A 13002-nucleotide genomic window follows, 5' to 3' on the forward strand; every position below is an offset into this window, starting at 1 on the left:
ACCGGACGCACAGCGGTAGGAACCTGGGGACATGTTCCCTATAATGCGCGGTTCTTTGAACCACGTGACGACCCTATTCCATGGCCAAGAAGCTTTACATCGAAACCCACGGTTGCCAGATGAACGAGTACGACAGCTCGCGCATGGTCGATCTGCTGGGCGAACACCAGGCCCTGGAAGTCACGGCGCGCGCCGAAGATGCCGACGTGATCCTGCTCAACACCTGCTCGATCCGCGAACGCGCCCAGGACCGGGTGTATTCCCAGCTCGGCCGCTGGCGCGAACTGAAACTGGCCAACCCGGACATGGTGATCGCCGTCGGCGGTTGCGTGGCCAGCCAGGAAGGCGCGGCGATCCGTGATCGCGCGCCGTACGTCGACGTGGTGTTCGGCCCGCAGACCCTGCACCGTCTGCCGGAAATGATCGACGCCGCGCGCATCAGCAAGCTGCCGCAAGTCGACGTCTCGTTCCCGGAAATCGAAAAATTCGACCATCTGCCCGAGCCGCGCATCGACGGCCCGAGCGCCTATGTGTCAGTGATGGAAGGCTGCAGCAAGTACTGCACCTTCTGCGTGGTGCCTTACACCCGCGGCGAAGAAGTCAGCCGGCCGTTCGACGACGTGATCGCCGAGATCATCCACCTGGCCGAACACGGCGTGCGTGAAGTGACCCTGCTGGGGCAGAACGTCAACGGCTATCGCGGCCTGACCCACGATGGTCGCCTGGCGGACCTGGCGGAACTGATCCGCGTCGTCGCGGCAGTCGACGGCATCGACCGCATCCGCTACACCACCTCGCACCCGCTGGAGTTCTCCGACAGCCTGATCCAGGCCCACGCCGAAGTGCCGGAACTGGTCAAGCACCTGCACTTGCCGGTGCAGTCGGGTTCGGACCGGATCCTGGCCGCGATGAAACGCAACCACACGGCGCTGGAATACAAATCCAAGCTGCGCAAATTGCGCGCCGCCGTACCGGGGATCTGCATCAGTTCGGACTTCATCGTCGGCTTCCCGGGGGAAACCGAGAAAGACTTCGAACAGACCATGAAGCTGATTGCCGACGTCGGTTTCGACTTTTCCTACTCGTTTGTCTATAGCCAGCGACCGGGCACCCCGGCCGCCGACCTGGCCGACGACACCCCGGAAGAACTGAAGAAAGAACGTCTGAACGCCTTGCAGCATCGCTTGAACCAGCAAGGGTTCGAGATCAGCCGACAAATGGTCGGCTCGATCCAGCGGATTCTGGTGACCGATTATTCGAAGAAAGACCCGGGCGAGCTGCAAGGGCGCACCGAGAATAACCGTATCGTCAACTTCCGCTGCGATAATCCGACCCTGATCGGCCAGTTCGCCGACGTCCACATCGACGCGGCGCAACCGCACTCGCTGCGCGGCTCGCTGATCCAGTAACACCGCAAGGAGACCCCGCCAGACGGCTGAATCGATGCAAGGCTTTTTAAGAGCTTTCGCACCCACGCCGCTGGCGTTATCCTTGATTTCATCCTAATTGCCCCAGGGCGGCTAAATACGACCTTGAACGCACCCATCGAACCACATCGTTTTATCCTCGAGCCCTTTGAGGCTCGCCGCTTCGCCAATCTGTGCGGGCAGTTCGACGAGCACCTGCGGCTGATCGAACAGCGCCTGGCCATCGAGATCCGCAACCGCGGCAATCAGTTCGAGCTGATCGGCGAACCCAAGCACACCACTTCCGCGGAAAACCTGATTCGCCGCCTGTACCGGGAAACCAAGGGTTCAGAGCTGTCGCCGGATACGGTGCACCTGTTCCTCCAGGAATCGGCCGTCGAGCAACTGGACAACCACGCCCCCGCCGAAGCCTCCGTCGCCCTGCGCACCAAGAAGGGCATGATTCGCCCACGCGGCCTGAATCAGCTGCGCTATGTGAAAGAAATCCTTGGCAACGACATCAACTTCGGCATCGGCCCGGCCGGTACCGGCAAGACCTATCTGGCCGTGGCCTGCGCCGTCGATGCCCTGGAGCGCGAGCAGATCCGCCGCATTCTGCTGGTGCGTCCGGCGGTCGAAGCGGGTGAAAAACTCGGCTTCCTGCCCGGCGACCTGTCGCAGAAGATCGACCCTTACCTGCGCCCGCTCTACGACGCGCTCTATGAAATGCTCGGCTTCGAATACGTGGCCAAGCTGATCGAGCGTCAGGTGATCGAAGTCGCGCCACTGGCCTACATGCGCGGTCGCACGCTGAACAACAGCTTCATCATTCTCGACGAGAGCCAGAACACCACCGTCGAGCAGATGAAGATGTTCCTGACCCGGATCGGTTTCGGCTCTACGGCCGTGATCACCGGCGACATCACCCAGGTCGACCTGCCGCGCGGCACCAAATCCGGACTTCATCACGTCATCGAAGTCCTGAAAGATGTGCCGGGCATCAGCTTCACCCACTTCCAGCCCAAAGACGTGGTGCGCCATCCATTGGTGCAACGCATCGTCGAAGCCTACGAGCGCTTCGAGACGCGCTTGGCCGACGAAGCGCCAAAGGACACTCGCCACGATGCTTGAGCTTGACCTGCAAATCGCGACCGAAGCGTCTGCGCCGACCGAAGCCGAGTTCCGCCAATGGTGCGAACTGGCCCTGCGCCAGCGCACAGCCGACTCGGAAATGACCATTCGTCTGGTCGACGAGGAAGAAGGTCGCGAACTGAATCACACCTGGCGGCACAAGGATTACGCGACCAACGTCCTGTCCTTTCCCGCCGAAGTGCCTGACGAGTTTCTCGACATTCCATTGCTGGGCGATCTGGTGATCTGCGTGGCCGTGGTCGAGCGCGAAGCCGCCGAACAGGGCAAGGAACTAAAGGCCCACTGGGCACATCTGGTCATTCACGGCTGCTTGCATCTGCTGGGTTACGACCATATAGATGACGAGGAAGCCGAGGAAATGGAAGCACTGGAACGCGAGTTGCTTGCCGAACTGGGTTATCCCGATCCGTACGCGGACGACGAAACCGAAACATCCCCTACTGTTACGACAAAGGATTCAGAGTAATCGCTATGAGCGAAGATCGATCGAGCAACGGGCAAAAGTCATGGCTGGGTAAACTGACCCAGGCTTTTGCCCACGAGCCGAAGAACCGCCAGGAGCTGCTTGAGCTGCTGCGCGATGCACATCAGAACAAACTGCTGGACAGCGAAGCGCTGGCCATCGTCGAAGGCGCCATCCAGGTGGCTGACCTGCAGGTTCGCGACATCATGGTGCCGCGCTCGCAGATGATCAGCATCAAGGCGACCCAGACACCCCGCGAATTCCTCCCCGCCGTGGTCGACTCGGCCCACTCGCGCTACCCGGTCATCGGCGAAAGCCATGACGACGTGATGGGCGTGCTGCTGGCCAAGGATCTGCTGCCGCTGATCCTCAAGGAGAACGGCGACAGCTTCAACATCAAGGACCTGCTGCGCCCGGCCACCTTCGTGCCGGAGTCCAAGCGCCTGAACGTGTTGCTGCGTGAGTTCCGCGCCAACCACAACCACATGGCCATCGTGATCGACGAATACGGCGGTGTGGCCGGTCTGGTGACCATCGAAGACGTGCTCGAGCAAATCGTCGGCGACATCGAAGACGAGCACGACGTCGAAGAAGACAGCTACATCAAGCCGCTGCCCAGCGGTGATTTCCTGATCAAGGCCCTGACGCCGATCGAGAACTTCAACGAGTTCTTCGACAGCGAATTCTCCGACGATGAGTTCGACACCGTCGGCGGGCTGGTGATGAGCGCGTTCGGGCACTTGCCAAAACGCAACGAAATCACTGAAATCGGCGCCTATCGCTTCCGCATCCTGAACGCCGACAGCCGTCGGATTCATTTGCTGCGACTGACGCCCATTGCTCGTTAATTCTAAGGACTGAAATGCGCTGGACAACCCGCCCCGGCTGGCCCGGTAACCTGCTGGCCGTGGTGGCCGGTGCAATCACCACCTTCGCGCTGGCACCGTTCGATCTCTGGCCGCTGGCCCTGCTGGCGGTCGGCCTGTTCTATGCCGGCCTGCGCGAGTTGAGCCCGCGTCAGGCACTGGGTCGTGGCTGGTGCTTCGGTTTCGGCCTGTTTGGCGCCGGCACCAGCTGGATCTATTACAGCATCCACCACTTCGGCGGCGCTTCGGTGCTGCTGGCCGGTTTCCTGATGCTGATCTTCACGGCGGCCATTGCCTGGTTCTTCGCCCTTCCCGCCTGGCTGTGGGCGCGCTGGTTGCGGCGTAACGAAGCGCCGGTGGCCGACGCCCTGGCGTTTGCGGCATTGTGGGTCGGCCAGGAAGCTTTCCGTGGCTGGTTCCTCACCGGTTTCCCGTGGCTGTATTCCGGTTACAGCCAGCTCGACGGCCCGCTGGCCGGACTCGCGCCGGTGGGCGGCATGTGGCTGGTGTCGTTCGTCCTCGCACTGACCGCTGCACTGATCTACAACGCACCGCGCCTGCTGCAAACCCGCCGCAAAGCCTTCATCGCTGCCGGCCTGGTATTGCTGATCGGGCCGTGGGCGGCGGGCATTGCGCTCAAGGGCCATACCTGGACCAGCCCGGCCGGCGCGCCGCTGACCGTTGCCGCCATCCAGGGCAACGTCGCGCAAAGCATGAAATGGGACCCGGCCGAGCTCAACGCGCAACTGGCGCTGTACCGCGATCTGAGTTTCCGCTCCAAACCGGTGGATCTTTTGATCTGGCCGGAAACCGCCGTGCCGGTGCTCAAGGAGTCAGCCGAGGGCTACCTGACCATGATGGGCAACTTCGCCGCCGAGCGTAAATCGGCGCTGATCACCGGCGTGCCGATCCGCGAAATGGTCCGTCACGAAAAACGCTTCTTCAACGGCATCACCGTAGTCGGCGAAGGCGATGGCACTTATCTGAAGCAGAAACTGGTGCCGTTCGGCGAATACGTACCGTTGCAGGACATCCTGCGCGGGCTGATCGCGTTCTTCGACCTGCCGATGTCCGACTTCGCCCGCGGCCCTGCCGATCAGGCGCTGTTGCAAGCGAAGGGCTACCAGATCGCGCCGTTCATCTGCTACGAAGTGGTGTATCCGGAATTCGCCGCAGGCCTGGCGGCACGCAGCGATCTGCTGCTGACGATCAGCAACGACACCTGGTTCGGTACGTCGATCGGCCCGCTGCAACACCTGCAAATGGCGCAGATGCGCGCGCTTGAAGCCGGACGCTGGATGATTCGCGCGACCAACAACGGCGTGACCGGGTTGATCAATCCGTTCGGCCAGATCACCGAACGAATTCCGCAGTTCGAACAGGGCGTGCTCTACGGCGAAGTGGTGCCGATGCACAACCTGACGCCGTATCTGCAATGGCGCTCGTGGCCGCTGATCATCCTGTGCGTGGTGCTGTTTGGCTGGGCGCTGATGACCAACCGGATGTCCAAGACGCTCTGAAAACCTGTTCACTCCCGCGTCTTGCGCGGGAGTGATCATTCGGCGCGGTCATCCCTTCGATAGAACAGCGAATAGCCGATTTGCCCCACCGCCTCGTTCATCAATTGCCCGCTCTGCCAGATCGACTTGAATTCCGGCAGCCAGCCGCCGAACGGTCGTGCATTGTCCGTGCCGAGGAAACCGACCGGCGCCGGCACCACTTCAAATCCAGCCTGTTGATAACTCCACACCGCTCGCGGCATGTGCCAGGCCTGGGTCACCAGCACGATGCGTTTGACGCCTTCCGGCAACAGCACTTTGGCGCTGAATTCGGCGTTTTCCCACGTGGTTCGGCTTTCCCCTTCCTGCCAGCGCACGGTCACGCCGAAGTCATCGCGTAGCGAATCCGCCATCAGCTTCGCCTCGGTCGGCGGCGTACCGTAATGCAGGCCACCACTGGTCAGAATCGGTAACCCCGACGCCTTGGCCAGTCGCGCCGCGTAACGTTGGCGCTCCAGTCCAACACCGGTCGGCTGATCTTCGCCCCAGGCCAGATCGCCGCGCTCGCGTCCTGAGCCCAGCACCACAATCGCATCGGCGCGCTGCGCCAGGCTTGCCCATGCTTCCCGGGCCAGCGGCGGCTCACGTTCCAGAGCTTTGGCGCCCCACTGCACGACCACCGGCAGACTCATCAGCAAGAAGCCGCCAAAACCCAGGGCAAAGCACAGCCCGGCCAGCCGTGGCCGCGAGCGACGCAGCCACCAGGCCGCCAGCAACAGCAGCAAAAGAAGGCCTGGCGGCAATAGAAGTTGTTTAATGAAATAACGAAAAGGCATCGAGCATCTCCAGAGATGCCCGAAGCCTAAGTGGGTTGATACAGCGCGACAACCAGTAGGGTCGGATCCCGTTGAAAAAGATCTGCTTTTTGACCTGCCATGCGTTTACTTGGCCTGCAGAGTCCGCACTTTGACGGCGTCTCTGCCGGGTGCCTTGTCCTTGAGCCAGATGACCTTGGCCGAATGGGCAGCATCGAGCTGTTTCACTGCTTGTGACAGGTATCCGTGGGTTTCACGCTCACTGCGATCCAGATAGGCCTTGACCAGTTTGAACTCGGCGGGACTCAAGCCACGCAATTCCAGCTCCAGGGGGCGCTCGTCGCGCAGCCTTCCAGCGGTTTTTGCCGCGTCCAGGGCCATCCCAAGACGATCGATCAACCGCTCGTACAACTCGGGTTTGGTAACGTTTTTTTGCTGTGACTCCACCATCCCTCACCTCATTGAAGATAAGACTCACTCCCCAGTTAGAGCTTAGCTTCGCTGCACAAACCGGCTGCGTGCCGCGACCAACGGCCCTCGCCGCAATTTCGGCCGGTCAAACGGCTGCAATCAGGGTTTCCCTAGGCCAAGCGCGGTCATGTATGCTACGGCGCTTCCTGTAACTCCACTTCCAGCTCGTCCGACATGCCCGGGACGTCGCATTGAAGAGGATTAGGCCACCCCTATCCAGTACAAAAGTAGCCATGCACGAACAATATCAGCCCCGTGAAATCGAAGCCGCCGCCCAATCGTTCTGGGACGAGCAAAAGTCCTTTGAAGTCAGTGAACAGCCAGGCAAGGAAACCTACTACTGCCTGTCGATGTTCCCTTACCCCAGCGGCAAGCTACACATGGGGCACGTGCGCAACTACACCATCGGCGACGTGATCTCCCGCTACCAGCGCATGCTCGGCAAGAACGTTCTGCAACCGATGGGTTGGGACGCCTTCGGCATGCCGGCGGAAAACGCCGCGATGAAGAACAACGTGGCCCCGGCCAAGTGGACCTACGAAAACATCGCCTACATGAAATCCCAGCTGCGCAGCCTGGGCCTGGCGGTGGACTGGTCGCGCGAAGTCACCACCTGCAAACCGGATTACTACCGCTGGGAACAATGGCTGTTCACTCGCCTGTTCGAAAAAGGCGTGATCTATCGCAAGAACGGCACCGTGAACTGGGACCCGATCGACCAGACCGTTCTGGCCAACGAACAGGTGATCGACGGTCGCGGCTGGCGTTCCGGCGCGCTGATCGAAAAGCGCGAAATTCCGATGTACTACTTCAAGATCACCGCCTACGCGGATGAGCTGCTGGAGAGCCTCGACGAACTGACCGGCTGGCCCGAGCAGGTCAAGACCATGCAGCGCAACTGGATCGGCAAGTCGCGCGGGATGGAAGTGCAATTCCCGTACAACGTTGACTCGATCGGCGAAAGCGGCACCCTGAAAGTCTTCACCACCCGTCCGGATACCTTGATGGGCGCGACTTATGTCGCCGTGGCTGCCGAGCACCACCTGGCCGCTCTCGCCGCGAAGAACAACCCTGAGCTGCAAGCGTTCATCGCCGAATGCAAGGGCGGCAGCGTCGCCGAAGCCGACGTCGCCACTCAAGAGAAGAAAGGCCTGCCGACCGGGTTGTTCGTCGAGCACCCGCTGACCGGCGAAAAACTGCCGGTGTGGGTCGCCAACTATGTACTGATGCACTACGGCGACGGCGCGGTCATGGCTGTGCCGGCGCACGACGAGCGCGACTTCGAGTTCGCCCACAAGTACAACCTGCCGGTCAAATCGGTGGTTCGCACCAGCTCCGGTGAAACCAACCCGGCGCCATGGCAAGACGCCTACGGCGAGCACGGCACGCTGATCAACTCCGGCGAGTTCGACGGCCTGGACTTCGCTGGCGCGTTCGACGCCATGGAAGTCGCCCTGATCAAGAAAGAGTTGGGCGCCTCGCGCACCCAGTTCCGCCTGCGCGACTGGGGCATCAGCCGCCAGCGCTACTGGGGCTGCCCGATCCCGATCATCCACTGCGATGCCTGCGGTGACGTGCCGGTGCCGGAAGATCAATTGCCTGTCGTCCTGCCGGAAGACGTGGTGCCGGACGGCGCCGGTTCGCCGCTGGCGCGCATGCCCGAGTTCTACGAGTGCAGCTGCCCGAAATGCGGTCAGCCTGCCAAGCGTGAAACCGACACCATGGACACTTTCGTCGAGTCGTCCTGGTACTACGCCCGTTACGCCTCGCCGCACTTCGAAGGCGGTCTGGTGGAAAGATCCGCGGCCGACCACTGGTTGCCGGTGGATCAGTACATCGGCGGTATCGAACACGCCATTCTTCACCTGCTCTACGCGCGCTTCTTCCACAAGCTGATGCGCGACGAAGGCCTGGTGAGCTCCAACGAGCCGTTCAAGAACCTGCTGACTCAAGGCATGGTGATTGCCGAGACTTACTATCGCCGCGAAGCCAACGGCGCCTACACCTGGTTCAACCCGGCGGACGTCGATCTCGAACGCGACGGCAAGGGCAACGTCACCAGCGCCAGACTGAAAACCGACGGTCTGCCGGTGGAAATCGGCGGCACCGAGAAAATGGCCAAGTCGAAGAACAACGGCGTCGACCCTCAATCGATGATCGACCAGTTCGGCGCGGACACCTGCCGCCTGTTCATGATGTTCGCCTCGCCGCCCGACATGAGCGCCGCGTGGTCCGACTCCGGCGTTGAAGGTTCGCACCGCTTCCTCAAGCGCGTCTGGCGTCTGGCTCAGGCCCACGTCACTCAGGGCCTGCCGGGCAAACTGGACATCGCCGGCCTGAACGACGAGCAGAAAGCCGTTCGTCGCGCGATTCACCAGGCCATCAAGCAGGCCAGCCACGATGTTGGCCAGAACCACAAATTCAACACCGCCATCGCCCAGGTGATGACGCTGATGAACGTGCTGGAAAAAGCAGCACAATCCACCGAACAGGATCGCGCGCTGGTTCAGGAAGGTCTGGAAGCCGTTACGCTGTTGCTGGCTCCGATCACCCCGCACATTTGCCACGAACTGTGGAATCAACTGGGCCACGCCGACCCTGTGATCGACGCCGGCTGGCCAGTGGTGGATGAAAGCGCACTCGTTCAGGACAGCCTGACCCTGGTGATCCAGGTCAACGGCAAGCTGCGTGGCCAGATCGAAATGCCGGCCGCCGCCACCCGTGAAGAAGTCGAAGCGGCAGCCCGTGCCAACGAGAACGTACTGCGTTTCGTTGACGGCCTGACGATTCGCAAAGTGATCGTAGTGCCCGGGAAACTGGTCAATATCGTCGCCAGCTAATTGGATCGGGCGTCAGGTGTGCCTGACGCCCAGTAAAACCTTTCGGGCCACAGAGTCGGCCCACATGGTTTCAAGGGGAGCAACACAATGATCAAACGCAATCTGCTGGTGATGGGCCTCGCCGTCCTGTTGAGCGCCTGCGGTTTCCAGCTGCGTGGTACCGGCACCAACGAACTGTCGATCAAGGAGCTCGATCTGAGCGCCCGCAACGCCTACGGCGAAACCGTGACGCAACTGCGTCAGGTGCTGGAGGCCAGCGGCGTCAAGGTCGTTTCCGGTGCGCCGTACAAGCTTTACCTGTCCGATGAGCAGGAAAGCCAGCGCATCCTCAGCTACGCGGGCGCCGGTCGTACTGGCGAATATCAGGTGAGCACCGTGCTGACCTACGATATCCGCGGCGAAAAGGACCTGTTGCTCAAAAGCGACAAGCTTGAAGTGCAGAAAGTGTTCATCCACGACGGCAACAACCTGGTGGGTTCCGACCAGGAAGCCAACGATGCACGCCGTGAAACCCGCCGCGAGCTGGTACAGCGCATGATGCTGCGTCTGCAACAGCTGACGCCGGCACAGCTGGACGCTCTGCAGCAAACCGCCAATGCCCGTGCCAAGGCAGAGGCCGACGCCCTCGAAGCGGCACAGAAGGCTGAAGCGGAAACCCCGCGTCAGTCGCCGCTCGAACTGCCGCAGCAGTAAGACGTTCGGGGCGCTCAGGCGCCCCGTTCGCCCTCTCTTATGAAGCTCGCTCCCGCCCAACTCGGCAAACACCTGCAAGGCGCTCTTGCGCCGGTCTACATCATCAGCGGCGATGACCCGCTGCTGTGTCAGGAAGCCGCCGACGCCATTCGCTCCGCTGCCCGCCAGCAAGGATTCGATGAACGCCAGGTCTTTGCCGCCGACGCCAATTTCGATTGGGGGACGTTGCTGCAGGCCGGCGCCAGCATGTCGCTGTTCGCCGAAAAACGCCTGCTGGAACTGCGCCTGCCTTCGGGCAAGCCCGGTGACAAGGGCGCTGCCGCACTCATCGAATACTGCTCGCGCCCGGCTGAAGACACGGTGCTGTTGATCAGCCTGCCGAAGCTGGACGGTAGCGCGCAGAAAACCAAGTGGGGCAAGGCGCTGGTCGAAGGTCAGCAGACCCAGTTCGTGCAGATCTGGCCGGTGGACGCCAACCAGCTGCCGAGCTGGATTCGTCAGCGCCTGTCCCAGGCCGGCTTGTCGGCCAGTCAGGACGCAGTCGAACTGATTGCCGCGCGGGTCGAAGGCAACCTGCTCGCCGCTGCGCAAGAGATCGAAAAGCTCAAGCTGATGGCCGAGGGCGGGCAGATCACCATCGAAACCGTACAGGCGGCCGTGGCCGACAGTGCGCGCTTCGACGTGTTCGGCCTGACCGATGCAGTGCTCAACGGCGAACCGGCCCACGCCCTGCGCATGCTCGAAGGGCTGCGCGGTGAAGGGGTCGAGCCGCCGGTGATCCTCTGGGCCCTGGCTCGGGAGTTACGGCTGCTGGCCAACATCTCGTTGCAATACAGCCAGGGCACACCGCTGGACAAATGCTTCAGTCAGGCCAAGCCGCCGGTCTGGGACAAGCGCAAACCGCTGATGAGCAAGGCCTTGCAACGCTACTCGGCGCAACGCTGGGCGCAGTTGCTGCTCGAAGCCCAGCGCATCGATGCACAGATCAAGGGCCAGGCGGCGGGCTCGCCGTGGATGAGCCTGAGCCGGTTGGCGCTGCTGATGGCTGGTCAGCGCCTGACGTTGCCTGCCGAATGAAATCCGGGATCGCGCGCTGTGATCCCGTTTTTTTTACCGAGTCCATTTCCTACAGAACATCCCACCGTCGGTCCTATAGACAGACGCTCTGGATCGGCAGATTATCTGCCGCGCAAAACCTCACTCAATCGAGAGAATCATCATGAGTAAAAAGCCATCGAAACATGGCCACAACAAGGCCAAATCCATCGTCGCCCAACCCCTGTTCCGCAGCCGCCAGGAACGACCAACCAAGGGTAAAGGCAGCTACCGCCGCGAAGCCTTCCAGTCTGACAGCTGGGAGGCTTCTTACTTTCTGGCCGCTTAAAGCGCAGCACCCCTTCCTCATGTTAAGGTCTGCACCTGATTCGTATTCCCTGGACCCGTGCATGCCCCTCAGTCTTTCCCGTCGTTGGCCCTTTCGCCAACTGATCGCTGCCTCCAGCTTCGTATTGCTCGTCGCTTGCGCGGAAAAACCCACCGCCGCTGACGCTCAACCGCTTCAGACCGTCCCCGTTGCCACAGCCCCAGCGGTCATCCCGCCGGTAGTGCCGTCCGGTGACGATCTCGACCTGCAACCGACCCAGACCTTTGCCGAATGGCAGGCTGGTTTCCGCAAGGACGCTCTGGCCGCCGGCATTCGTGCCGACCTGTTCGACCGCGCATTCGCCAATGTCAGCTTCGATGCCAGCGTAATTCGCGCCGACCGCAGCCAGCCGGAATTCGCCCGGCCGGTCTGGGAATACCTGGATGGCGCACTGTCGCCGTTGCGCGTGCGCAAAGGCCAGGCACTGATCAGCCAGTACGCCGACATTCTGCAAAGCATCGAGCAGCGTTATGGCGTCGATCGCCAGGCGCTGGTGTCGGTGTGGGGGATGGAAAGCAACTTCGGCCAGTTCCAGGGCAGCAAGTCGGTGATCAACTCGCTGGCCACTCTGGCCTATGAAGGCCGCCGTCCGGGCTTTGCCCATGCTCAGCTGATTGCGGCGCTGCAGATCCTGCAACAGGGCGACATCACCCCGGAGAAAATGCTCGGCTCCTGGGCCGGCGCAATGGGCCAGACCCAGTTCATCCCGACCACCTACAACACCCACGCCGTGGACTTCGACGGTGACGGTCGCCGCGACATCTGGGGCAGCCCGGCTGACGCCCTGGCCTCCACCGCGCATTACCTGCAAAGCTCCGGCTGGCAGCGTGGCCAGCCGTGGGGCTTCGAAGTGCAACTGCCGAGCAGTTTCAACTACACCCTGGCCGATGGCGCGATTCGCAAGAGCGTCGCTGAATGGCGGCAACTGGGCGTGATCCTGCCGAACGGCGGCCAGGTGCCGGCCGGCTCCGAGCAACTGTCCGCCGCCCTGCTGCTGCCGGCTGGCTACCGTGGCCCGGCGTTCCTGATCCTCGATAACTTCCGGGCGATCCTCAAGTACAACAACTCGTCGTCCTACGCACTGGCCGTCAGCCTGTTGTCCGAGCGCTTCAACGGCGCCGGCCTCATCAATGGCACCTGGCCAAAAGACGACCTGCCGTTGAGCCGCACCGAGCGGATCGAACTGCAAAACCTGCTGACCGCGCGAAACTACGACGCAGGCACCGCCGACGGGATCATCGGGGCCAATACGCGCAAGGCGATTCGCGCTGCGCAGCAGTCATTTGGCTGGCCGGCGGACGGTTATCCGACGCACAAGCTGCTGGAAAGCCTGCGCAACCAGTAAAAACAAAAAGACCGCCGCCTCTTCAGGCG

Annotated in this window: 12 protein-coding genes; 10 read left to right on the top strand and 2 right to left on the bottom strand. The window is 61.8% G+C overall.

Features of this window, described 5'->3' with window-relative positions:
* Window positions 1-80: 80 nt before the first annotated feature.
* The 5 genes from miaB (at window position 81) to lnt (ending at window position 5407) form a co-directional block, all read left to right on the top strand.
* Window positions 81-1409, top strand: coding sequence for a tRNA (N6-isopentenyl adenosine(37)-C2)-methylthiotransferase MiaB (gene miaB, locus AC07Y2_RS03955; RefSeq protein ID WP_103385487.1), 1329 nt, complete (start codon window positions 81-83; stop codon window positions 1407-1409).
* A gap of 123 nt (window positions 1410-1532) precedes the next feature.
* Window positions 1533-2537, top strand: coding sequence for a PhoH family protein (locus AC07Y2_RS03960; RefSeq protein WP_011336084.1), 1005 nt, complete (start codon window positions 1533-1535; stop codon window positions 2535-2537).
* Entirely contained in the window at window positions 2530-3024 is a 495-nt protein-coding gene (gene ybeY / locus AC07Y2_RS03965) for an rRNA maturation RNase YbeY (protein ID WP_007958682.1), read from the top strand. The genes AC07Y2_RS03960 and ybeY overlap by 8 nt, the downstream gene beginning before the upstream one ends.
* Window positions 3025-3029: 5 nt before the next feature.
* Window positions 3030-3869 (top strand): CorC family transporter, encoded by an 840-nt coding sequence (locus tag AC07Y2_RS03970; RefSeq protein WP_007909641.1) that lies wholly within the window; start codon window positions 3030-3032, stop codon window positions 3867-3869.
* A 14-nt stretch (window positions 3870-3883) separates the two neighbouring features.
* Window positions 3884-5407 (top strand): apolipoprotein N-acyltransferase, encoded by a 1524-nt coding sequence (gene lnt / locus AC07Y2_RS03975; RefSeq protein ID WP_103385488.1) that lies wholly within the window; start codon window positions 3884-3886, stop codon window positions 5405-5407.
* A gap of 35 nt (window positions 5408-5442) precedes the next feature.
* Here the strand turns inward: lnt and AC07Y2_RS03980 are convergent, their stop codons facing one another.
* The gene (locus AC07Y2_RS03980; RefSeq protein ID WP_074691573.1) at window positions 5443-6222 is read right to left on the bottom strand and encodes a YdcF family protein; all 780 of its coding nucleotides are present in this window, start codon (window positions 6220-6222) and stop codon (window positions 5443-5445) included.
* 105 nt (window positions 6223-6327) lie between these two features.
* The gene (locus AC07Y2_RS03985; protein WP_039771843.1) at window positions 6328-6651 is read right to left on the bottom strand and encodes a hypothetical protein; all 324 of its coding nucleotides are present in this window, start codon (window positions 6649-6651) and stop codon (window positions 6328-6330) included.
* Window positions 6652-6905: 254 nt separating this feature from the next.
* On the opposite strand from AC07Y2_RS03985, the gene leuS reads away from it, so the two are divergent.
* From leuS to AC07Y2_RS04010, 5 genes are all read left to right on the top strand, one after another.
* Complete coding sequence (leuS, locus tag AC07Y2_RS03990; RefSeq protein WP_103385489.1) at window positions 6906-9512, top strand: leucine--tRNA ligase; 2607 nt, start codon at window positions 6906-6908, stop codon at window positions 9510-9512.
* A gap of 87 nt (window positions 9513-9599) precedes the next feature.
* Window positions 9600-10205, top strand: a complete 606-nt coding sequence (locus AC07Y2_RS03995; RefSeq protein ID WP_039771846.1) for an LPS-assembly lipoprotein LptE — start codon at window positions 9600-9602, stop codon at window positions 10203-10205.
* Between the two features lie 39 nt (window positions 10206-10244).
* Entirely contained in the window at window positions 10245-11282 is a 1038-nt protein-coding gene (holA, locus tag AC07Y2_RS04000; protein ID WP_039771848.1) for a DNA polymerase III subunit delta, read from the top strand.
* A gap of 142 nt (window positions 11283-11424) precedes the next feature.
* Window positions 11425-11589, top strand: coding sequence for an alternative ribosome rescue factor ArfA (arfA, locus tag AC07Y2_RS04005; protein ID WP_007958672.1), 165 nt, complete (start codon window positions 11425-11427; stop codon window positions 11587-11589).
* Between the two features lie 61 nt (window positions 11590-11650).
* A complete protein-coding gene (locus AC07Y2_RS04010) occupies window positions 11651-12973 on the top strand; it encodes a lytic murein transglycosylase (RefSeq protein WP_039771851.1) in 1323 nt (440 codons plus the stop codon).
* Window positions 12974-13002: the final 29 nt, after the last annotated feature.

It is taken from the genome of Pseudomonas sp. GW456-12-1-14-TSB6, assembly GCF_059424205.1.

Coding starts and splice junctions, on each gene's coding strand:
- miaB (WP_103385487.1), top strand. CDS start 81: ATGGCCAAGAAGCTTTACATCGAAACCCACGGTTGCCAGATGAACGAG.
- ybeY (WP_007958682.1), top strand. CDS start 2,530: ATGCTTGAGCTTGACCTGCAAATCGCGACCGAAGCGTCTGCGCCGACC.
- AC07Y2_RS03970 (WP_007909641.1), top strand. CDS start 3,030: ATGAGCGAAGATCGATCGAGCAACGGGCAAAAGTCATGGCTGGGTAAA.
- lnt (WP_103385488.1), top strand. CDS start 3,884: ATGCGCTGGACAACCCGCCCCGGCTGGCCCGGTAACCTGCTGGCCGTG.
- AC07Y2_RS03980 (WP_074691573.1), bottom strand. CDS start 6,222: ATGCCTTTTCGTTATTTCATTAAACAACTTCTATTGCCGCCAGGCCTT.
- AC07Y2_RS03985 (WP_039771843.1), bottom strand. CDS start 6,651: ATGGTGGAGTCACAGCAAAAAAACGTTACCAAACCCGAGTTGTACGAG.
- leuS (WP_103385489.1), top strand. CDS start 6,906: ATGCACGAACAATATCAGCCCCGTGAAATCGAAGCCGCCGCCCAATCG.
- AC07Y2_RS03995 (WP_039771846.1), top strand. CDS start 9,600: ATGATCAAACGCAATCTGCTGGTGATGGGCCTCGCCGTCCTGTTGAGC.
- holA (WP_039771848.1), top strand. CDS start 10,245: ATGAAGCTCGCTCCCGCCCAACTCGGCAAACACCTGCAAGGCGCTCTT.
- arfA (WP_007958672.1), top strand. CDS start 11,425: ATGAGTAAAAAGCCATCGAAACATGGCCACAACAAGGCCAAATCCATC.
- AC07Y2_RS04010 (WP_039771851.1), top strand. CDS start 11,651: ATGCCCCTCAGTCTTTCCCGTCGTTGGCCCTTTCGCCAACTGATCGCT.